At 44.6% G+C, this 22,778-nt stretch carries 20 protein-coding genes; 7 read left to right on the top strand and 13 right to left on the bottom strand.

The window, feature by feature from the left end:
- Positions 1–261 precede the first annotated feature (261 nt).
- Both B4K11_RS00415 and B4K11_RS00410 read right to left on the bottom strand, forming a co-directional pair.
- A complete protein-coding gene (locus B4K11_RS00415) occupies positions 262–2,286 on the bottom strand; it encodes an FAD-dependent oxidoreductase (protein WP_292954181.1) in 2,025 nt (674 codons plus the stop codon).
- A 133-nt stretch (positions 2,287–2,419) separates the two neighbouring features.
- Entirely contained in the window at positions 2,420–3,265 is an 846-nt protein-coding gene (locus tag B4K11_RS00410; RefSeq protein WP_292954179.1) for a crotonase/enoyl-CoA hydratase family protein, read from the bottom strand.
- A gap of 131 nt (positions 3,266–3,396) precedes the next feature.
- Between B4K11_RS00410 and B4K11_RS00405 the strand changes: the two genes are divergently transcribed.
- From B4K11_RS00405 to B4K11_RS00390, 4 genes are all read left to right on the top strand, one after another.
- Positions 3,397–4,038 (top strand): TetR/AcrR family transcriptional regulator, encoded by a 642-nt coding sequence (locus B4K11_RS00405; protein WP_348703663.1) that lies wholly within the window; start codon positions 3,397–3,399, stop codon positions 4,036–4,038.
- 11 nt (positions 4,039–4,049) lie between these two features.
- Complete coding sequence (locus B4K11_RS00400) at positions 4,050–4,835, top strand: alpha/beta fold hydrolase (protein ID WP_292954176.1); 786 nt, start codon at positions 4,050–4,052, stop codon at positions 4,833–4,835.
- Between the two features lie 101 nt (positions 4,836–4,936).
- Positions 4,937–5,317, top strand: a complete 381-nt coding sequence (locus B4K11_RS00395) for a hypothetical protein (RefSeq protein ID WP_292954173.1) — start codon at positions 4,937–4,939, stop codon at positions 5,315–5,317.
- Between the two features lie 112 nt (positions 5,318–5,429).
- Complete coding sequence (locus B4K11_RS00390; RefSeq protein WP_292954170.1) at positions 5,430–6,092, top strand: YkgJ family cysteine cluster protein; 663 nt, start codon at positions 5,430–5,432, stop codon at positions 6,090–6,092.
- 109 nt (positions 6,093–6,201) lie between these two features.
- On the opposite strand, the gene B4K11_RS00385 is transcribed toward B4K11_RS00390, so the two are convergent.
- The 4 genes from B4K11_RS00385 to B4K11_RS00370 all read right to left on the bottom strand — a co-directional run bounded on the left by B4K11_RS00385 (position 6,202) and on the right by B4K11_RS00370 (position 9,931).
- The gene (locus B4K11_RS00385) at positions 6,202–7,083 is read right to left on the bottom strand and encodes a metal ABC transporter permease (protein ID WP_292954167.1); all 882 of its coding nucleotides are present in this window, start codon (positions 7,081–7,083) and stop codon (positions 6,202–6,204) included.
- Positions 7,083–8,051, bottom strand: a complete 969-nt coding sequence (locus tag B4K11_RS00380; RefSeq protein WP_292954164.1) for a metal ABC transporter substrate-binding protein — start codon at positions 8,049–8,051, stop codon at positions 7,083–7,085. The genes B4K11_RS00385 and B4K11_RS00380 overlap by 1 nt, the downstream gene beginning before the upstream one ends.
- Positions 8,032–9,141, bottom strand: a complete 1,110-nt coding sequence (locus tag B4K11_RS00375; protein ID WP_292954161.1) for a hypothetical protein — start codon at positions 9,139–9,141, stop codon at positions 8,032–8,034. Before B4K11_RS00375 ends, B4K11_RS00380 begins: the two co-directional genes overlap by 20 nt.
- A gap of 130 nt (positions 9,142–9,271) precedes the next feature.
- The gene (locus B4K11_RS00370; protein WP_292954158.1) at positions 9,272–9,931 is read right to left on the bottom strand and encodes a DUF1826 domain-containing protein; all 660 of its coding nucleotides are present in this window, start codon (positions 9,929–9,931) and stop codon (positions 9,272–9,274) included.
- Positions 9,932–10,102: 171 nt separating this feature from the next.
- Between B4K11_RS00370 and B4K11_RS00365 the strand changes: the two genes are divergently transcribed.
- Positions 10,103–11,275 carry a PilT/PilU family type 4a pilus ATPase gene (locus B4K11_RS00365; RefSeq protein ID WP_292954155.1) on the top strand — a complete coding sequence of 391 codons (1,173 nt, stop codon included), beginning with the start codon at positions 10,103–10,105 and terminating at the stop codon, positions 11,273–11,275.
- Between the two features lie 132 nt (positions 11,276–11,407).
- Here the strand turns inward: B4K11_RS00365 and fadA are convergent, their stop codons facing one another.
- From fadA to B4K11_RS00345, 4 genes are all read right to left on the bottom strand, one after another.
- Positions 11,408–12,583 carry an acetyl-CoA C-acyltransferase FadA gene (gene fadA, locus B4K11_RS00360; protein ID WP_292954152.1) on the bottom strand — a complete coding sequence of 392 codons (1,176 nt, stop codon included), beginning with the start codon at positions 12,581–12,583 and terminating at the stop codon, positions 11,408–11,410.
- An 11-nt stretch (positions 12,584–12,594) separates the two neighbouring features.
- Positions 12,595–14,754, bottom strand: coding sequence for a fatty acid oxidation complex subunit alpha FadB (fadB, locus tag B4K11_RS00355; protein WP_292954149.1), 2,160 nt, complete (start codon positions 14,752–14,754; stop codon positions 12,595–12,597).
- A 67-nt stretch (positions 14,755–14,821) separates the two neighbouring features.
- Positions 14,822–15,751 (bottom strand): electron transfer flavoprotein subunit alpha/FixB family protein, encoded by a 930-nt coding sequence (locus tag B4K11_RS00350; protein ID WP_292954146.1) that lies wholly within the window; start codon positions 15,749–15,751, stop codon positions 14,822–14,824.
- Between the two features lie 13 nt (positions 15,752–15,764).
- Positions 15,765–16,514 (bottom strand): electron transfer flavoprotein subunit beta/FixA family protein, encoded by a 750-nt coding sequence (locus B4K11_RS00345; RefSeq protein ID WP_292954143.1) that lies wholly within the window; start codon positions 16,512–16,514, stop codon positions 15,765–15,767.
- A 514-nt stretch (positions 16,515–17,028) separates the two neighbouring features.
- Here B4K11_RS00345 and B4K11_RS00340 point away from each other — a divergent pair.
- Both B4K11_RS00340 and B4K11_RS00335 read left to right on the top strand, forming a co-directional pair.
- Positions 17,029–17,325: an AraC family ligand binding domain-containing protein gene (locus B4K11_RS00340; protein ID WP_348703670.1), complete on the top strand. Its 297-nt coding sequence runs from the start codon at positions 17,029–17,031 to the stop codon at positions 17,323–17,325.
- Positions 17,326–17,557: 232 nt separating this feature from the next.
- Positions 17,558–19,531 carry a diguanylate cyclase gene (locus tag B4K11_RS00335; protein ID WP_292959180.1) on the top strand — a complete coding sequence of 658 codons (1,974 nt, stop codon included), beginning with the start codon at positions 17,558–17,560 and terminating at the stop codon, positions 19,529–19,531.
- 115 nt (positions 19,532–19,646) lie between these two features.
- Here the strand turns inward: B4K11_RS00335 and B4K11_RS00330 are convergent, their stop codons facing one another.
- The 3 genes from B4K11_RS00330 to B4K11_RS00320 all read right to left on the bottom strand — a co-directional run bounded on the left by B4K11_RS00330 (position 19,647) and on the right by B4K11_RS00320 (position 22,753).
- A complete protein-coding gene (locus tag B4K11_RS00330; protein WP_292954137.1) occupies positions 19,647–20,219 on the bottom strand; it encodes a Tll0287-like domain-containing protein in 573 nt (190 codons plus the stop codon).
- 103 nt (positions 20,220–20,322) lie between these two features.
- Positions 20,323–21,075 (bottom strand): enoyl-CoA hydratase/isomerase family protein, encoded by a 753-nt coding sequence (locus tag B4K11_RS00325; protein WP_292954134.1) that lies wholly within the window; start codon positions 21,073–21,075, stop codon positions 20,323–20,325.
- A gap of 13 nt (positions 21,076–21,088) precedes the next feature.
- Positions 21,089–22,753: an AMP-binding protein gene (locus tag B4K11_RS00320; RefSeq protein ID WP_292954132.1), complete on the bottom strand. Its 1,665-nt coding sequence runs from the start codon at positions 22,751–22,753 to the stop codon at positions 21,089–21,091.
- Positions 22,754–22,778: the final 25 nt, after the last annotated feature.

Raw genomic sequence — 22,778 nt, 5'->3', positions numbered from 1 at the left:
AAGGCTAGTAGAACGCCACCCTGCGGGCATAAAGGGTTGAGCTCCTACGAAACCTGTAGGAAGCCGCCCCGCGTGCGAGGTTCTGGAAATCTTCAGCGAACCGATGATCATTCGCTCAGAGGGCTGAGCTCCTACAAGGCTAGTAGAACGCCACCCTGCAGGCATAAAGGGTTGAGCTCTTAAAAAACCTGTAGGAAGCCGCCCCGCGTGCGAGATTTAAAAACCTTTCAGCGAAGGACGGAGTTTCTACAAAGCATTCCGTTATATCTCTGCGGCCAATCGAGTTCCTTGGTTAATCGCCCGTTTGGCATCTAGCTCCGCGGCTACATCTGCACCACCGATCAGGTGAACCGGTTTATTGCTGATCTGATCAGACAATTCCCGCCTTGGCTCTTGGCCTGCACAGACAATGACGTTATCGACCTCTAACAGTTGTGCTTCGCCATCAACAGCTAAGTGTAAGCCGGCATCATCGACCTTTTGGTATTCGCATTTATTCAACATGCGGACACCTTTTTTGGCTAGGTCAGCACGATGTATCCAGCCGGTGGTTTTGCCTAAACCAGCGCCTACTTTAGTTTTCTTACGCTGTAGAAGATAAACCTCGCGTGCCGCAGGTTCGAATACAGCTTGCATACCTTTAATACCGCCACGTGCGTTAAGGTCCATATCTACGCCCCACTCCTGCATGAAGGCTGCTATGTTTAGGCTGGTCGATTCCCCTGTATGAATTAGGTATTCCGAAATATCAAAGCCGATACCACCTGCGCCAATCACCGCGACTTTCTGGCCAACTTTTGCGCCATTCATCACATCTAGATAGGAAAGCACTTTGCTGTGTTCAATCCCCTCTATTTCTGGGGTACGCGGTGCGATACCGGTAGCAATCACGACTTCATCAAAATCACTCTCCGCTAACATTGCCGGCGTGACTTTAGTATTCAGCTGAAGCTCTACGCCGGTTATCTCTACCTGCTTAGCGAAGTAACGTAGGGTTTCATAAAATTCCTCTTTGCCCGGAATACGCTTAGCTATATTGAACTGGCCGCCTACTTCGGCGTTGGCATCAAACAATGTCACTTTATGGCCGCGTTTAGCCGCAGTTGTAGCGAAGGCTAAGCCCGCAGGACCAGCACCTACGACGGCCAAGCTCTTCGGTTGTGCTGTAGGGGTGATCACTAGCTCAGTTTCATGACAAGCTCTCGGGTTAACAAGACAGCTAGTTAACTGACCGACAAACACATGGTCCAAGCAGGCCTGATTACAGCCGATACAGGTATTAATCTCATCGGCACGGTTTTGCGCTGCCTTTTGTACAAAGTCGGGATCTGCTAAGAACGGACGAGCCATTGAGACCATATCCGCATCACCTCTGGCTAACACCTCTTCCGCTACATCCGGCATATTAATTCGGTTAGACGTAATCACAGGTACGCTTAAGGCTTCGCGAACTTTGGCAGTAACCCAAGTAAATGCGGCACGAGGTACTGTTGTTGCGATAGTTGGAATACGCGCTTCGTGCCAGCCGATACCAGTATTGATGATGGTTGCGCCCGCCTGCTCTATGGCTTTACCTAAAACAATAATCTCATCGTAGCTACTACCATCTTCAACCAGATCCAACATAGAAAGGCGATAGATAATAATAAAATCAGTGCCTACCGCTTCACGTACACGCCTGACGACTTCTAATGGGAAACGAATCCTCTGTTCATACTCTCCACCCCATTGATCCTCACGTTTATTAGTGCGGCTGGCGATAAATTGGTTGAGTAGATAGCCTTCTGAGCCCATGATCTCAACACCGTCATAACCCGCTTCTTTCGCCAAAGAAGCACAACGGATAAAGTCTTCGATCTGAGTTTCTATATCGCTGTCACTCAGCTCTTTGGGCGGGAACGGGTTGATCGGGGCTTGGATCGCAGAGGGAGCAACCGGTTGCGGGTTATATGCGTAGCGCCCTGTATGTAGGATCTGCATGCATATTTTGCCGTCTTCCTTATGTACTGCATCGGTCACCAGTCGATGATTATCCACATCTTCTGTTGATGCCATCTGTGCAGCATGACCATGAACAGCGCCCTCTTTATTTGGGCCGATACCCCCCGTGACGATCAAGGCAACACCGCCGCGTGCGCGTTCCGCATAGAATGCAGCCATGCGTTCAAAACCGTTAGGTGCTTCCTCCAAACCTAAGTGCATAGAGCCCATAAGCACGCGGTTTTTTAGTGTGGTAAAACCTAAATCTAAAGGCTGTAACAGATGTGGATAAGGATTCGTGCTCATGGTTTCTTACTCTTGTCGTCATGGCTGATAAACAGCTCAGTTTTTATTTTAGTCGCTGCTATTTAGATATTTGTTCTTTTGATGCTTTTTGTTTCAATGCTTGTAATTAAATACATCTAATTCAAAGCATTTATCATTCGGCCGTAAAAGGCGCGATGACTTTCCGCAGTGGTTTAAAGTCTGCGGGTTTACCTGACATTTTTGCGCTAAATGTTTGCAACATATCTTCCGGCTGAAACATCCCCGCCTGCCAAGTAGCCATGTAACTTAAGCTATCACTGACACTATGATCACGAGCGTAATTCATCATCTGTTTACATCCGGTGACAGCTAAAGGTGATTGCGCAGCAATGGTTGCTGCCGTAGACATCACCGCATCTAACAACGCTTCTTGAGTAGGAAAGGTCTGATTAACTAGCCCTGCATTTTTCGCCTCAGTCGCATCCATCTTACGCGCGGTGTAAGCCAGTTCTCGGGCTAGGCCGCTTGGAATCAGCTGTGGTAACCGCTGCAACGTACCCAGATCTGCCGTCATGCCTAATTCAGTTTCTTTCACCGTAAAGTAAGCATTATCTGTGCAGTAACGCATATCTGTAGCGCATACCAGATCGAGTGCACCACCAATGCAGCCGCCTTGAATCGCACTGATCACGGGGATGCGGATACTCTCCAATAACGTAAAGCATTCTTGCAGTTGCAGTACTAAGCGTCGCATCGCTTCAGCACGTCGCCCTGCTTCACCATTAAACATTTGTGGGTCAGGCTGAGTGAATATCTCCAGATCCATACCGGCGGAAAAATGCTTACCAACGGATGAGATCACTAAAACACGCGCTTCAGCCTCTGCATCTAACTTGCGTAATGCGTCAGGGAACTCTTGCCAGAAAGCTTTATTCATCGCATTGCATGCGTCTGGTCGATTCAGTTGCAGGTGGGCAATATGCTCTTCCACCTGCACTGTGAATGTTTGGTAACTCATCTACTGTTGCTCTTATTTTTATAGGTTAGCTTTTTATAGGTTTGCTTTTATAGGCCGCACTTTTGAATAAATTCTAGGCTCTAAAAACAAACTAGACAGCGTCAAGATAACCACAAGATAAACCATTAATTTTGACACTGTCAAGATTGATTGATAAATTCCCTCCTATGACGACATCTAAAAAGAACTATCACCACGGTGATTTAAGAGAATCTCTACTCTCTGCTGCGACTGATCTGATTTCAGAAGGCGGTGTGGATAACCTGTCTATTCGTAAATTAGCGGACAAAGTGGGTGTATCCAGAACAGCGCCCTATCATCACTTCAAAGACAAGAACGAATTGCTCTGCGCAATTGCAGAGCAAGGGTTCAAGCAGCAAGATGAGTTGATTAAATCGATCCCAACGGATGATCAATCACTCAGCGCGATTGAATCTTTTGAACGCTATGTCTTAACCTATTTACGCTTTGCTGATGAGCAAAGGGAAACCTATGACCTGATGTATGGGCGTGAAATTTGGAAAACAGGGCAACCCACCACGGCACTACAAGAGATATCAAAAAGCAGTTTTCACCTCTGGTTAGAGTGGGTCGAAGCATTACAACAGCAACATGTATTTGACCCTAGGCAACCAAGTTTGCGTATCGCTCAATCAAGCTGGGCAGCTTTACACGGGCTATGCAGACTCTTTAATGACGGTATCTATGTAAACCGTGAAGACATCGCCGATATCGCTAAAAATACGGTGCGCATGCTAACTAACCATCCCTGAGCGAATAGATAATGGCCTCAATCCAATTCAGTCACGCCAACGGATTCCCCGGTAGTAGCTACACATATCTGTTTAGCTTATTGCCTGATTACCCTGTGAATTACGTTGAAAAGATGGGGCATGGTGACTACCCCCTAAATGGTGATCTGCGCAACTATGCGAAAGAACTTATTGCGGATATTGAGCAGAATCAGCAAGCGCCTGTGATTGGAATGGGGCATTCGGCTGGAGCGATCGTTACATTGATCGCGGCGGCTCTTCGTCCGGACCTATTTCAACAAGTAATTCTGTTAGATCCGGTTTTATTTAGCACACGAAAACGTTATCTGCTTAAGCTCATAAAGAAGATGGGTTTAATGGATAAAGTGTCACCTGCGCAACGTGCCGCTAAACGTCGCTCTCAATTCGACAGCCGCGAACAAGCACGAGAATACTTAGCGCAAAAAAGCCTTTTCAGATCCTTCCACCCGGCCTGCTTTGATGACTACATCAACTACGGACTTATCGACACTGATAGCGGCGTGGAACTTAGTATCTCACCCGAAATAGAGGCCGATATCTTCCGCAATGTATTACTCCAAGCACCTAAATGTTTAAAGCAGGTGCCAGGTACCGTTATCTATGGCAAAAAGAGTGATCTCTTTGCTCGCAGTGAGAAAAAATGGTGGAGTCGTAACTTTCCAAATATGAAACTCGTCGGCTTTGATAGTGGCCACCTGTTCCCCTTCGAACAACCAGATGAAACGGCTTTAGTCCTGCAATCTATACTCAAGGAACTGTCTACACAAACGGGTTGAACTTAGTCTACACAAACGGGTTGAACTTAGCCTACACAAACGGGTTGAACTTAGCAGGCAGATATAGATCTTATAAGAAACCATTCGACAGGAAGGTCAGCATGAAAGCATCCCTCTATGCACTCGCATTACTCACCATCGGTTTCACCTCTAATAGCTATGCGGGAGAGGTCGATGTAATTGATGCAAAAGTAACGAAAAGCGGTAACGGCCTTTACCATATCGCGGTTACGCTAAAACATGCCGACACGGGCTGGGATCATTACGCTAACAGATGGGAAGTTCTAGGAGAAGACGGTAGCCTTTATGCGACCCGAACCCTGCATCATCCCCATGTTAATGAACAGCCTTTCACCCGTAGCTTATCCGGGATCAAAATTCCCAACGATGCTAAGCAGATTATTATCCGCGGGCATGATTCCGTTCACGGTTATGGCGGTAAAGAGCTCAAGGTAGTAGTGACTTCCGACAACGATAAGTAAACCGGCATGAAAACAGATATTAAAAAAGAGACGATAAGATAAGTTATACTGCTGTATTCTAGATTCTATGCATAGCTGAATATGCAGTTCCCCTGATTCTAAGAGCTTATTTATGTCAGAGCCCGACGTTTTCTTTTCTACCGCCGATGTCAGTCACGTTGCCGAGAAACTGCAACAAGTAACGGCTGAGTATGAAGCGCTCTTTGGTAATCTCAGCAAGCAAATTTATATCAGTATTGCAGCTCTAGATAATCCATCAGATGAGATCGCCGTTGCTCTGCAATATATCAATGATGCGAGCCAAGCGTTTACGCAAAACTTTGGTAATAATCACTCGGTCGCTTGTGGAAAAGGCTGTCATCACTGCTGTCATTTCCCGATCACTGTGCCTCAACAAACTGTCGCTGACATCAGCAAACACATTATAGAGACTCATTCTGAGGAAGATATTGAGGATCTAAAGGGAAAACTAGAACACAACATAACCGTCAGACAAGCGCCGTTATACCGAGCTCCCTGCCCTTTTTTGGATAGTGAAAATGCATGCTCTATCTATGCCCACCGACCTTTATCTTGTCGCTGGTTTAGCTCGCCTGATGCCAACGTTTGCGAACAATCCCTGCATGATGGACGAGATATTCAGCAGCACCCGGTACAATCTCGAATTTACCAAGCGGCTTCGGATGCTCTACTCGCTAAACAAAAGGCACGTTCAGGTTCAGACCAACAGATGCCGTTTATTCCCTCTTTATTAGATGCTTTAAACGTCAAATAAGCTGGGAAAAAACTTCTGTAGAAATAACCGCCTGTAAGCTTCAAAGCAATTAAAAAAAGAATAAGCCCGGAAGGGGGCGAGGGGCTTATTCTTGCTAAGCGTCATTCACTCATAAAGCGGATTTTGATTCACTTTTATCAGTAGCTTTATGAGTGTTTTTATTAGGCATTTGATTAGGAGTTTTATTAACACAGCTGCGATCTAACGTCGCCTGTAATAGCAGTACAAATATCATGCTGGCAATTAACGATAAAACGATTGTAGCCGCAGCGGGTAGATCCAAAGACCACGCCATCGTTAACCCACCCACAAATCCAATCACACCTGCGAAATAAGCCCATATGATAGAGCGACCTCGCACTTCTGCAGCCAGGGCTGGCGCTATTAAGCTCGCAAAGACAAGATAGATTCCCGCCTGAGTAACAGAGAGTGTGATGGTGATCGCAAAGGCAAAATAGAAAAAGCGTTCAAGCCATTCAGATCTAAAAATCGATACCAGCTGAATCAGTACCGCCATTACCGCTAACGGAATCAGATCCGACCAAGATAGCCATAAAATATCGCCACTAAGCGTTCGAGTCAGCGCTTGACCTCCTTGCGGCTGCCCAGCAACGAACAACACTAATAGTGATGCTGAACTCACATAAATAAGGCCAATAAAAGCCTCACGCCAGTTGGGAAGGTTATGGTTTATCCAAGCGACTAATAAGCTACCCATAATCGAAAACAGAATAGCGACACCTAAGGTGATCCATTCTTCATGCAATTGTGCATGCCCATGGCTATGATCATGTCCATCACTAAAACCTAGGAACAGCCCACCTAGATGCCATTGGGCTGCCATGATGGCACCCAACGCAGCTAGCTGAGCAATCGCCAGATCAATAAACACTATGCCGCGCTTAAGTACTTGTTGCCCTAAAGGAACATGACTCGCCAGAATCAAAAGACCCGCCACTAAAGCGGGTAAGCCAATAATCAAGGCTTGCATTAATTTGCCCCTTGTAACTGAACTAAAAGATGGTCAAATAACTTAGTTAAGTCATTAATCTCACCCTCAAGATCCACCGTAGCAGGTAAACTTAGGTGCGTTAGGTGAGCCTCTTCTGACAACCAACGGGCCCCTTTATCGTTTTGATACCAATTAGTCACAACGGCCGTAGGTGACTGCTGTTTTACTGTTGCGACCACCCCTTGTAGATGAGTCATCGTCGGTGGAACACCCGGATTAGGCTCAAGATCTGCGACCACTTTCATCCCCGTCCAGTTCAACAGATAACTAAAACTAGAGTGCTGCACAACAATCGGCTTGGAACGCAGTTTTTCAGCTATGGCCTGCCACCCTTCGATTGAACTCTGCCACTGCGACTGCCAACGCTGAAGCGACTGAACATATTGATCTTTCTGCTCAGGATCGATCTGCTGCATTCGTTCACTGATTACTCTAGCCAGTTGAGCCACACGCTCTGGATCTAAGTGAAAATGAGGATTACCTTCAGGATGAACATGCTCAGTACTGAAGAAGCCTTTTTCATGCTTTTCAATCGTGTTTACATGTTCAGACAGGTACAACATACCGATTGAACCGTCAGAGACTCTACGGTTAGATGCACGCTTTTGTAGCGCCGGTAACCAGCCCGCTTCTAAGCTTGCGCCGCTACAGATCGCCATATCGGCTTTAGCCAATTTAGCGATTAGGCTCGGTCGAGCTTCGATATAGTGTGGGTCCTGATAAACATGGGTTGCACTATAGATTTTAGCTTCCGGCGCAAGTTGGCGGCTTAACGCCGCCCACTCGGGCTCACAGGTAAATATGGTTAGCGCTTGCACAGGCAGAGCAACGATCAACAGTAAAACTGCCGACAAGTATTTAGAAGCTTTAGCAACAGAGCATTTAGAAGCTTTCTCTTTAGCAAAAGTGCATTTAGAAGCCCTATAACTAGAAGCCATGTGCAGCATGAGCGCCAAATCCTATTTGATACTGAAGGGTAATCGCGTTGTCTTCACCTTCCATGTTCTTAGCATCCTGATGACGATATTCCAAACGTAAACGCTGCGTATGCGTTGGCTGCCAGCTCAACATAATGCTGGTTTCTTTAAGCTCAGAATCTTCCCATTCATGTTCGCCTTCATGCTCATGTTCATGAGCTAGATCTACTTGACCATGACGGATACCTGTAGACCAGTTTTCATCGAACTGATATATCCCAGAAAGGTACCAACCCGTGTAGTGATCGACTTCGGCTTCATATAGGTCATCAACATACGCATATTCAGCCGCAATTTTCACCTGCTGCTTACGGTTGTTACCTTGAGGAGCCCACTTCCAAACGATGTCCGCTAAATAAAGGTGCTCACCTTGATATTCAGCACCATGGGAGTGAGAATGACCTTCGTGATCGTGCTCATCTTCCTCATCATGATGACCCGCTTCCTGTGTACGGTTTTTCAAGTAACTAACACCTGCCTGCCAGCTGGAGTTATTACCAAAATCATCACCAAACTCGGTAGAAAGCGTCCAGGTACCAATAGTATTAACAGAGTGCTCTTCACCGAGTTCATCACCGCCAAATGCACCCGCACTTACACGCCAGTAACGATCTGTTGGTAAAACCATGCTGGCAGAAACACCATCATCATAATAATGCCCACCTAGGAACGCTTTATACATTAAAGGACGTTCACTGAAATTATCTGAGTGGCTGTGATTAGCATTTAAGTAACCAATGTCCGCTAAAAAACGACCACCAGTTAAGCTAATATTGCCGGGAAGAGACGTGCTTTGGATGTATAACTCTTCCAGTTCAAGATCAGAACCTTCTTCGTTCCACTCCCCGACCCATGTCATCTGCGCTGTCGCCACATCACCAAGATCTTGGCTCAGGCTAAGCTCACTATGACTAGAACCAAAGCCTTCTGTACGCCCATTCAGAGCAGTCTCATCGGACTTATGATAAGCATCCAAAATGACACCAACTTCAAGCGCATGACTCAAAGGTGCTTGTACAGATAAAGCCGCTACAGCAAAAGCGAGTGCTTTCTTCTTCATTTCTAAACCTCAAAACTATTTATTACGTTATATCGTAACCATTAAAATTCAAATCAACGTCACTAAAAATGAGATGACCAAAGTAAATAAACGCCCGATATCTACTTCTCTCTAATCCGATAGAGCAGAATTAGGCAAAATCTAAAGTAGCGACTAAACGCTTTTGACCCGAGAGCACAGCAGGAGATCGATGCACAACACCTTTACCCTCTCCACCAAACCAACCTTCACCTTTCAGAAGCAACACATCGCCGACAGACGCTTGATTTATCTGTTCCTGATCCGCATACAGACCTGATTCGGCATCTGGCAAACCGCCGTTTCCTGCGCCTAACTTTGTGCGATCAAGCTGGTGTTCATCTAGCCATTCAGTTCCAGCACCTTGATAGGCTGTCACTAAACGGCAGCCTAACTTGTCAGTATGAAACCGAGGGCACATCGCCCTATCCAATACCTGTAAACGTAATCCGACTTCATCCAACTCGAATAAGTAGCTATACATCTCAATAACCAACACTAAGTCAGCCACAAAGTCTTTTTTGGCGGCATGTGTCGGCAACAGGTTCTGCAACTGTTGCTCCAGCTCCTCTAAAGTTACAACCGCTCTAATGTTCAGATGACTGTTTTCGAGGAGCATCTGGCTATATTCGATAACCAAAGGCGATAAACTCCGCTGATAGCAGCAAAGATTAATATCTTGCTCGTATATCTGAGTCAGCACCTCAGGTGCATCCCCCCGAACTGATCTCATTTCAGGCTTAATTGACGATAGTTCCTGCGCTGCTGACATCATAACTCCCTACAAGAGATATGTTATTACATAACATTTGCGACGGCATAATAATTCAAGATGACGCTTTCTTCAACTTCCACTAAACTTTGAGCGATACTATTATTGTTATAAGCGTCTTTTAGTTAGTCGCCTTACCTTAAGCACACACTTTTTTGGGATCTGCTATCTATGGAATTTAAGGATTACCTGACTATCTTGGCTAAACGTGACGGTTCTGACCTTTACCTCACCACTGGAGCGCCTCCTTGTGCAAAATTTGAAGGAAAGCTTACGCCACTCAGTAAAGAGCCTTATAAGCCAGGTGAGATAGAAGCTATCGCCCGTTCTCTTATGGACGAGCAACAACAAGCAGCTTTTGAAGAAGAGCTAGAGATGAACCTAGCTTACTCTATACCCAAAGTTGCTCGTTACCGTATCAATATCTTCAAGCAGCGAAACCAGTACTCTTTGGTGGCACGTAATATCAAAGCTGATATTCCCAAAATGGAAGACTTGGGGCTGCCATCAACATTAAAAGATGTGATCATGGAAAAGCGTGGTCTTGTACTCTTTGTGGGTGCAACAGGCTCAGGTAAATCGACCTCTTTAGCAGCCTTGATTGATCACCGAAACCGCAATAGCGGCGGTCATATCATCACCATTGAAGACCCTATAGAGTTTGTGCATAACCACCGTAAATCACTAATTAACCAACGAGAAGTCGGTGTAGATACGCGTAATTTCCATAACGCTCTGAAGAACGCCCTGCGCCAAGCGCCTGATGTAATTCTAATTGGCGAGATACGTGATCAAGAAACGATGGAGCAATGCCTTACTTATGCTGAAACGGGCCATCTAGCAATCTCAACTTTGCATGCAAACAATGCAAACCAAGCGATTGACCGTATTATTAACTTCTTCCCACAAGCGCGGCATAAGCAGATCTTTCATGACCTAGCTCTCAACCTTAAAGCCATTATCTCCCAACGTTTAATTCCAACGATCGACGGTAAACGCTGCGCAGCTATCGAGATTTTACTCGGCACATCAACCATTCAAGAGTTGATTATGAAAGGTGAGATCAAAGAGATTAAAGAAGTCATGTCTAAAGCGTCTGATGCCACTGGGATGCAGACCTTTGATGATTCCCTATACAAACTATTCAAACAAGAAAAGATTACTCAGGACCAAGCCTTAATCAACTCAGACTCCGCCAATGATATGCGCCTACGTATGAACCTAGCGGTAGTCGAGGAGAAAAAAGAACCGTCAGATGCGGCACCCGATCCAGAAGAAAGCAGCTTTGATGAAGACAATCCGCTAGCCGGTCTGAAACTGCTGGATGAGGATGAAGAGGTTTAGCCCCCGTCACTTTCCCTCCCCTAAACAGAAAGGGCTCTTTTGTAACTTATTATTTATAAAAGAGCTTCTTTATAAAAAAGCCCCATCCAAAGGATGGGGCAACATAGCTAACAGGGTGGAGAGAGTTTTCGGTTATAAACGTTCAATTACGGTCGATATGCCTTGGCCCATACCGATACACATGGTTGCTAGCCCTAAAGTGCCGTCTTGTTGCTCTAGAACATTCATCAAGGTGTTAGTGATACGGGTACCAGAGCAACCTAATGGGTGACCGAGTGCGATAGCACCGCCTTTAAGGTTAACTTTGTCATCCATTTTATCGAGTAACTTAAGCCCTTTCAGTACTGACAAGCCTTGAGCAGCAAAGGCTTCATTCAGCTCGACATAATCAATATCATCGATAGATAAGCCCGCGCGTTTTAACGCTTTTTGCGTTGCAGGCACAGGGCCGTAACCCATAATAGAAGGGTCGCACCCCGCCACAGCCATACTCACGATACGTGCTCTAGGTTTAAGGCCTAACTCGTCTGCTTTAGCCGCTGACATCACCAGCATCGCAGATGCACCGTCAGAGAATGCGGAGGAGCTACCTGCTGTCACCGTACCCACTTTAGGCACGAATACAGGCTTCAGTGCACTTAAGCTTTCAACCGTTGTTTCAGGTCGGATCACTTCATCCGCTTCTAATAGAGACTTAAAGCCGTTTTCATCATGGCCTTCGACCGGGATGATTTCACTGTCCCATAGACCGTCTAAATGCGCTTGATGTGCTAAACGATGGGAGCGTGCTGCAAACTCGTCTTGCATCTCACGGCTGATCCCATTCATTTTGCCTAACATCTCGGCAGTAACACCCATCATCATGGCGGCTTTTGCGACCTGCTTCGACATCGCAGGGTTTACATCAATGCCATGCATAATCGACACATGCCCCATATGCTCAACACCACCCGCAATAAACACATCACCATTGCCGGTCATAATGTTCTGAGCCACTGCATGCAGCGCCGACATTGAAGAACCGCACAAACGGTTAATGGTTTGCCCCGCGACCGTATGAGGAATACCCGCTAACACCGCGGCATTTCGCGCAATATTAAACCCTTGTTCTTTAGTTTGGTTAACGCAGCCCCACATCACATCTTCTATCTGTGCAGAGTTAAGTGCGTCATTGCGTTGTAACAACGCCTGCATTACGGCTGCAGAAAGCGCTTCAGCACGTACATTTCTGAAGGAGCCATGTTTAGATTTACCCATCGGGGTACGTACACCATCAACGATGACTACGTCATTTGGTTTCAAGTTCATTGCTCTACCCCTTAGCCCTTGGCCTGTGGAAAATATTTATCGCCAGCAGCGGCCATCTGTTTCATTTTTTCAGTCGGTTGATACAGCGGACCTAAGGCTTCATATTTCTTTGCCATTTCACAGAAGTTATCCAACCCGATTTGATCCATATAATGGAACGCGCCTCCCCTAAATGGAGGGAAACCTATACCGTAAATCAGACCCATATCCGCTTCAGCAGGGCTTGCAACAATGCCATCTTCCAAACAACGAACAGTTTCAATACACAGAGGGATCATCATGCGTTCAATAATTTCTTCATCACTGAAGTCAACACTTTTTTCTGCAATGCCTTGCAGTAACTGAGGCACATCTTCATCCACCAGCTTTTTCGGTTTCCCTTTACGATCTAACTCGTAACGATAGAAGCCTTTACTGTTTTTCTGACCAAAGCGCTCTAGTTTGTACATGCGATCAATCGAGTTCTCACCTTCATGTTGCATTCGATCGGGGAAACCCACCGACATAACCGCATCCGCATGATGTGCCGTATCGATACCTACAACATCAAGCAAGTAAGCCGGCCCCATCGGCCAACCAAAACGCTCCATCACTTTATCAACCTTTTGGAAATCAGCGCCGTCAGCCAGCAGAGCGCTAAAGCCACCAAAGTAAGGGAAGAGAATGCGATTGACTAAGAAGCCAGGGCAATCATTAACAACGATTGGGGTTTTACCCATCGCTTTAGCGTAAGCAACGGTACGCGCTACAGCCTGTTCTGACGTTTTTTCACCTCGGATAACCTCAACCAATGGCATGAGATGGACCGGATTGAAAAAGTGCATACCGCAGAAGTTTTCAGGATTTTTTAAAGCCGTCGCCAGTTCAGTGATAGAGATCGTCGATGTATTCGATGTTAAAACTGCACCTTCAGGTAGGTGACCTTCAACCTCAGCCAATACCGCTTTTTTAACCTTAGGATTCTCGACCACCGCCTCGACAACAATATCGACTGTGGAAAAGTCACCGTAGTTAAGTGTTGGCGTAATACTGTTCAATACGCTGGCCATCTTCATGCTGTCCATACGGCCACGGGATACACGTTTGTTCAGCAGTTTAGTGGCTTCATCTAGTCCAAGCTGTAACGCGCCTTCGTTAATATCTTTCATCAAGATAGGCGTGCCTTTAGACGCGGATTGATAAGCAACACCACCGCCCATAATACCGGCACCAAGCACCGCCGATTTATTTACCGGCTCGGCCTGAGTTTCAAAATCTTTGCTCACCTTTTTGACATACTGGTCTTTCAAAAACAGACCCACTAAAGCGGCACACACATCAGTTTTAGCGACCTTAATAAAGCCTTTAGCTTCAACCGCTAGCGCTTTATCACGCGGTAGATTTGCGCCTTTTTGTATGGTTTTCAGTGCAGCCATCGGCGCAGGGTAATGAGGCCCCGCTTTACCACCAATCACACCTTTTGCCGATTCAAATGCCATCATCTGCTCAACTTGATTAAGCTTGATTGGGCTTTTCTTTTCATCTCTGCGCGCTTGGTAATCAAACTTGCCAGATATACAGCCCTTAAGCAGGTCTAAAGCTGCAGCTTTCACTTGATCAACAGCAACAACCGCATCAACACCACCGTCAATTAATGCTGCATCTGGGCGCTTTTCAGCACCGCCACAGATCCACTCATTGGCATTATCGACACCAATAAGGCGCGGCAAACGTACTGTCCCACCCCAACCCGGATAGATACCCAACTTAACTTCAGGTAAACCGACTTTCGCTTGATCACTCATGACGCGATAGTCTGTTGATAGCGCTAATTCAAAACCACCGCCCAGACATAGCCCATTAATCGCTGTAACCGTTGGGCAGCTCATATCCTCAATCTGATTTAGCAGAGTGTGGATATCGGTTAAACCAGCGATCAGTTCTTCATCATCGGCTGAGAAGAAACCCATAAATTCGGTAATATCTGCGCCGACAATAAAGCAGTCTTTGGCACTAGAAAAAATAACACCGCGAATATTGTCCACATTACATACCGCAGCGACCGCTTCACGCAGCTCTGCAAGCGTAACTTGATCGAGTTTATTAACAGCATCACCTTTGCGGTCAAATACCACATCGTAGATCCCGTCTTCGATCGACTGCACGTAAATCGATTGTCCTTCGAAAAGCATCTAAGTTGCTCCGTCTATTTTTATTTTTGGCTAGGCATGGCGCCTAACACTTTTAATTGATGATTATTTAAAGCTTGCTCTCTAATTCAGGTACAGCATCGAATAGATCTGCCACCAGACCGTAGTCTGCTACCTGAAAAATAGGCGCTTCTTCATCTTTGTTGATCGCAACAATAATTTTGGAATCTTTCATACCCGCTAGATGCTGAATCGCACCCGAAATACCTACGGCGATATACAACTCAGGGGCCACCATTTTGCCGGTTTGGCCCACCTGCATATCGTTAGGCACAAACCCGGCATCAACCGCAGCACGTGATGCACCCACCGCAGCGCCCAGCTTGTCTGCAACTTTATTTAGGAGTTCAAAGTTGTCGCCATTACCCATACCTCGACCACCAGAGATCACAACCGATGCAGCGGTAAGCTCAGGACGATCACTTTTGGCTAGTTCCTCTGACACAAAGCTTGATAGCCCGCTATTACATGACTCAGACAGCATCTCGATTTCTGCCGTCCCACCACTACCGTCTACAGGGTCAAATGCTGTACCACGTACAGTAATCACTTTTGTCGTATCACTAGATTTCACTGTCGCAATAGCATTACCGGCATACACAGGACGCTTAAAGGTATCTTCCGCTTCCACGGAAAGAATGTCGGATATTTGGTTTACATCTAATAACGCGGCAACACGCGGTAGAAAGTTTTTACCGGTCGTTGTTGCTGACGCAAGAATGTGGCTGTAGCTTGCTGCGATGCTGATCACTAATTTACTGATATTTTCAGCAAGCTGATGTTCATAAGCATCGTTATCAGCTAATAAAACCTTGGATACATTAGAAACCTGAGCTGCAGCATCTGCCACCGCCTGACAACCCGCACCAGCCACAAGAAGATGAACATCACCTCCGATCGCTTGCGCTGCTGCAAGGGTGTTTAAGGTAACGGGTTTAAGTTCTTTGTTATCGTGCTCTGCGATTACCAAAATAGTCATAAGATCAGCCCCCTTAAATTACTTTCGCATCGTTACGAAGTTTCTCGACTAGCTCATCGACCGAGCTTACTTTGATACCCGCTTGACGCTCAGATGGAGGATCAACTCTTAGCAATTGAAGGTTACTAGCCACTGAAACGCCTAACTCATCTGTTGTCAGGACCTCTAACGGCTTACGTTTCGCCTTCATAATATTAGGTAGGGACGCATAACGCGGTTCGTTTAAGCGAAGATCTGTCGTTACAACAGCAGGCATTGCTAAATTAACCGTTTGCAGGCCACCATCGACTTCACGGGTAACATTAACAGTGTCACCATCGACAGTGACCTCAGATGCAAACGTACCTTGTGGACGATCTAAAAGCGCAGCCAGCATTTGTCCTGTTTGGTTGTTATCGGAATCAATTGCCTGCTTGCCCAGAATCACCATACCTGGCGCTTCTTTCTCTGCGATTTTAGCGAGCAACTTAGCAACAGAAAGGGAATCAGGGTTTTCATCGACATCTACACGAATACCGCGATCAGCACCTAGTGCTAGTGCTGTACGTATCTGCTCTTCACAGCTCTTATTACCAATTGAAACCACAACGATCTCATCTGCTGTGCCAGCTTCTTTCAAACGCACAGCTTCTTCAATCGCGATTTCACAAAAAGGGTTTAGAGCCATTTTTACATTGGCTAAATCAACATCACTGTTATCCGCTTTAACACGTACTTTGACGTTGTAGTCAATCACTCGTTTTACGGCAACCAATACTTTCATAACCGCCTCATCTCATTAATGTTGATAGACAGAGAGATGACCTTCTCCGTCACTGTCATTGAATACTTATAAATATTAGTACCCAGACAGAAATCAACAATGACAAAAATCAGCTTAATAACTGACAAAAAATTGCATACAGGCCGCAAAGCCCATTAATACTGGGGATTTATAGGAAGGATTTGCAAACAAATACAATCAATCTGAATAGAAAAGTAGATTTTAAAAGCGCTATGGGGATAAAAAGATGCGCGAGAGAAACACAAAACTTACATACCTATAGATCAACCTCATACACTGCTACTCAATTGTGACAAGTCACTCTCTTTAAGAAAGCGCGCTAAATATTCGCAGCATTTGTAGAATGGAAAATAGAAGCGGGCTACTTAAATTCATCTTTTTAACGTTAATAATGACCGATTAGAATTGCGCAATTTTGTCCAAGTAATCTTTCATTATTCACCCTATATTAGATTCAGGCCTATATAAGGCTTACAATGTGTGCAGGTGAATAATGATGAATTCAGGCAATCAGTTTCAATATATCAAAAGCCAACACCTAGATCAGGTAACGGTTTTACAAGCGGAAATGAATGACTTTTCATATGGCAAACATGCCCATGATGAATACTCGTTCGGCGTCACGCTGTCTGGACGACAAGACTTCTTTGCTAGCCGCGAATTTCACCGTAGTCACCCTGGTAACGTCATTATATTCAATCCTGATGAAGTACATGAAGGGCACTCAGGCGTAGATGATGTACTGCAATACCGGATGCTATATGTACACCCATTAGGTAGCTTTTTATAGTTCAACAACATTTATACCTATGGTTTAAATCAAAGGCGACATAAGTTGCACTGCGCTTTTAATGAACTGTTGATATGATAGATCATAGTTTTAACATAAGTTACTGTCTTAATATTCAGCAATGTTAGCCATTAGAAGTTCTGTAGTTCGATAAACTTCAATCTTGATTTAAAACCTAGATTTATCTAAAAAAACAATAAAAAACGATTAGGTTTAGATATGAGTTCTGTCTTTGAGTAACTATAAATTAGTTTGTCTGATTGTATGTTTCATACTAGGGTTTATTCCCTCTAGCGATGTATTGTCTAAAGAAAATGTCACATTACAACTCAAGTGGAAACACCAATTCCAGTTTGCTGGCTTTTATGCCGCTCAAAAGGAGGGGTATTTTGCAGAAGAAGGCCTCGACGTAACCATTAATCCCGTCAACATGAAACAGAGCACCTCTGAATCCGTTCTAAAGGGTGAGGCTCAATACGGCATATCTGATTCAAGTATTGTTTTATCCCGTTTGAAAGGCAGCCCCCTCGTTATTCTTGCAGCAATTTTCCAGCATTCTCCGCTGGTACTAATTACCCCAAAATCATCCGACATACTCAATCCACTTGAGTTGAAAGGTAAGCGGGTTATGTATCAGCGCAACATAGATGACGCTGTTATTCTAGGTATGTTTACAGAATTAAATATTACTGATGATAACCATACCCATGTCCCTCATACATTTTCTGATGATGAACTTCTTGCAGGAAATGTTGATGCGATGTCAGCTTACATAACAGACCAACCCTACTACCTCCAAGAAAAAGGAGTCCCTGTAACTATTTTCTCTCCCTCCAGTTATGGCATAGATTTTTATGGAGATATGATTTTCGTCACCGAGCAATACTTAGAAGAGAACAAAGAGCAGGTACTGGCATTTAGAAGAGCAAGCCTTAAAGGTTGGAATTATGCACTTAAACATCAAGAAGAGATGGTTGATTGGATAATAGAACAATACAAACCGAATAAATCTCGAGATCACTTACTTTATGAAGCGCGCCTAACCGCTAGAATGATACAGCCAGAATTAATTGAATTGGGTTACTTCAGCGAAAACAGGGTATTGAGGATTGCTGACACTTATAAACAACTTGAAATGGCCCCTAAAGATGCTCAACTCGAGGGAATTAATTATTCCAGCTATTTAAATGGCAATAAGCAAACCAAGCATTGGCTCCAATTATCAATCGCTATCTCAATTATTATCTTTTTACTGGTCTTATTACTCTGGGTGCTAAATCAACGCTTGAAAGCCCGTGTCCATCAACGTACACGGGAGTTAAAAGAGGCGAACCAATCCCTAGAACGCTACTTTGATATTCTTGATCAATATGTCATTACCTGCAGTACTTCCGAGAAGGGCATCATTCAAAGTGCATCCCAAGCTTTATGTGATTTAACTGGATATACACAGCAAGAGCTCATTGGTAATTCATACAAAATGTTACGCCACCCCGATGATCGTTCATATATAAAACTCATTAAGAGCGTTCAAAAAGGGCAAGTTTGGATTGGGGATATTCAACTCAATAGTAAAAACGGTCAATCACTATGGATACAAAATAAAGTTGAACCGCACGTAGAAAATGGGGAATTAGTCGGCTTTACAATGGTATCAATTGATATCAATGATAAAAAAAGAGTCGAAGCACTGTCCATTACTGATGGCCTGACGGGCCTATTTAATCGCCGCCATTTCGATGAGGTTATTGAAGCAGAGTATCAACGTTTAAGAAGGACTCAGAACAAAATATCTCTAATAATGATCGATGTAGATGATTTTAAAGCCTATAACGATACCTATGGTCATGTAAAAGGTGATGAAACTTTACAAGCAATTGCTCAGGTAATTGGTAATGAGGTATCTCGCCCAGCAGACCTTGCTGTACGTTATGGAGGAGAAGAGTTTGCAGTTATTTTGCCTGACACTGATTATGAGGGCACCTACAAAATTGCACAGCGTATTCTTAATAAAGTATCAGCACTTAACATAGCTCACGCAGGATCTACAACAACAGGAAATATTAGCATTAGTGTAGGGGCGATCAATATTACCGCGGCTGATATTACAAATACTTTTTCCCTTATTGATAGAGCTGACAAGTCTCTATATGAAGCAAAATCTAAAGGTAGAAACTGTATTGTTATGAGCCAAAACCCAACATAGTCGGCGCATAAAGTTGAGTGTTTGCTATGCCCCACCGCATAAAAAAGGCCGATACTTAACGTATCAGCCTTATCCAAATTTCACATTAGCAGTACAAAAAGCTTTATAATGTTAACTATAGATATTTCTTCAGCGTAAATGCACCCCTTAGATCACCAGCGGAAAAGCCTGTCGCCTTATCTTCAGGATATAAAGTTTGTATGCGTTCCTCTAACTCAGGTTTAATTTGCTTACCGTGACAAGCAAGGCACTGGTCTGCAACAGGGATCGCTTTCATCATACGAAATACTTTTCTCCCCTGTTCATCCACCAGCACTTGAGAATAACCAAGCTTTTTAATATTTGCCCCTTGCTGAGTCTGGCTTTCAAACTTCTCTAATACAGCTTTTTCCCAATCATCTGGAGCATTATTAGGATTACGCAGCTTTAAGCTTGTACGCTCAACAATCCAACCTGACCCCTCTGAAACAGATTCAGTCAAAGGCTGAGCCTTGGTATTACATACATTAATCGCTGCAATCGCACCGCCTTCCTCTTTTGCCGCTTTCAACTCACCACCTAAGGTTGAAACCAGCTTCATGACCACTTGCTTACCTTCGTCCTGAAGTTGAGGAATGTTAACACTGAAGTTTTCAGCATTAGCTGATAATGACGCAGCGCAACCCACTGCAAGTAATAGCATTCTCATAATTGACGCCTTTCTCAACACAATAATTGATAATTAGCGCAATTATATAACAAAGACTAAATTAGTAAACACTAATATTAAATAAATAGGCTCAATCGAATCATTAAGCACTGGCCTGTAGAAACGTCATAAACGCCGCTTTAGCTTCCGGGCTGGATAAACGTTTGTAAAACAGTCTCCCCTCCTCATCAAGCGTGCGATGAAGTTCTTCAATGTAGGGCTTTTTCATCAACGCTTTGGATATCTGTACTGAATTAGGCAGCAGATGAGATAAGGCTTGAGCTCTATCACGTGCTTGGTCTAACAATTCACCACTTGAGACAACTTGATTCACTATACCTATGGTTTGCGCTTTCTCTGCACCAAAAGGCTTGCCTTCAACCATCAGTTCAAAAGCCTTTTTCTGACCCACTAATGAAGGGAGCAACAGGGTAGAGCCACCTTCAGGAATCAGCCCGAGTTTTACAAATGGCATTTGGCAACGCAGATCATTGGCTGCGACCACTATGTCACAGTGCAATAACATGGTTGTGCCTATCCCTACAGCATCGCCGTTTACCGCCGCGATAATGGGCTTTTCGCAATCTACTAAGGTATGCAGGAAGCCTACGATAATATCAATGGCCTGCGGATTATGAGCAGAAGAGATGAAGTCTTGGATATCATTACCCGCCGAAAAACTATCGCCCTCAGCACGTAACAGCACAACATTCACTTCGGGGTCATCCATTGCCTTACTCAAAGTTTGAGTAAGCTTTTGATACATAGAGAGCGTTAAGGCATTTTTTTTATCAGGACGGTTTAAGATAACCTCTAAAACCGCCCCCTGTTTTTCTGTAAACACTAAATCATTCATGCTGGCGTCTCAGTCAGGCGACATCTTTGTCTGGCGTTTTCAATAATCGACGCAACACTTTACCCACATTTGATTTAGGTAGGTCCTCTACAAATTCCACCTGCTTAGGCACTTTGTAGCCAGTTAATCTCGCTTTGCACCACTGCTGAACATCTTCAGACTTCAAACCAGAATCGTGACTAACAATAAATGCTTTAACCACTTCCCCTGCCTTTGGATCAGGCACACCAATAACTGCACATTCAGTTATATCTGGATGCTCTGCGAGGATATCTTCTATCTCATTAGGATAAACATTAAAGCCTGAAACAATGATCATATCTTTCACACGATCAACAATACGGTAATAGCCTTTTTCATCGATCATGGCGATATCACCGGTGATAAAGTAGCCATCGTCAGTGAATGCTGAAGCCGTTTCCGCCTTTCTATTCCAATACCCCTTCATGACTTGAGGGCCTTTAACACAAAGCTCTCCCGGCTCTCCTGTTTGCGCATCATTTCCATCGGCATCAATAATTCGAATATCCGTATGCAGCATAGGTAAGCCAACAGTACCAATACTGTTCGCATCCGGCGGATTAAAACAAACTGCGGGTGAGGTTTCAGTTAAACCGTAACCTTCAATAATTTCACAGCCGGTTTTCTCTTTCCATAAATCCGCTGCTGCGTGAGTCAATGCCATACCACCTGACGCGGTAAATTTCAGATTACTGAAGTCAACATTTAAAAAGCGCTGATCATTACACAGTGCTACAAACAGTGTATTTAAACCCACGAAGGTGCTCATATTCCACTTACCTAGCTCTTTAATAAAGCCCGGAATATCACGCGGATTCGGAATTAAGACACTATGGCCGCCGAGTAAAGAGACTACTTGGGCAACCGTAAATGCATAGATATGATAAAGCGGCAAAGGCGATATAACAGTTTCAGTCCAGTCCACGCCAGGTACCGTTAAGCGTTCCTCTGCCTGAAGCATATTAGATATTAAATTGGCGTGAGTTAAGACCGCCCCCTTGGAAACACCTGTCGTACCGCCTGTATACTGAAGTACTGCAACATCACTTGAGCTAATGCTAACGTTATGGGGCGTTTCACCTAGATACTTCAAAAGAGCCGACCGCAGCGGTATCGCATCTGGAAGGGAGAAGCTAGGTTCCATCTTTTTAAGGTACTTTACTGCCGCATTTAAAAAATTACGTTTAACAAAACCATGAAGATCGCCCACTTGGGTAACAAAGACATCTTGAATATCGGTATTGTCGATAATTTTTTCTGCATTGTGCGCCATGCTTTTATGGATAATTAAAGCTTTAGCACCTGAATCCCGGAACTGATGTTCCATCTCTTTCGCGGTGTACAAAGGATTTGTATTAACAACCACTAAACCCGCTCGAAGCGCCCCATATAATACAACGGGGTATTGAATCAGGTTTGGTAATTGAATGGCTACACGATCACCCGGCTGTAACTGTGTCTCTTTTTGAAGATAAACAGCAAATGCCGCTGATAGGCGGTCTAACTCATTAAAGTCCAGTGTTCGACCAAAACTGGTATAAGCCGGTTTCGGCCCATATTCACGGCAGATGTAAGTTAATACATCAGGAATTGTATTAAATCCATAATGATTAATATCTGCCGGTATCGTATCCGCTGCGGGTAACGACTGCACCATCGCAGGCTCCTCGTATAATTATTTT

Origin of the sequence: Neptuniibacter sp. UBA6509 (assembly GCA_002435145.1) — a bacterium.
Classification (GTDB): Bacteria; Pseudomonadota; Gammaproteobacteria; order Pseudomonadales; family Balneatricaceae; genus Neptuniibacter.
Note: the sequence above shows the minus strand (reverse complement) of the source record. Positions and strands in the feature narration are given on the sequence as shown.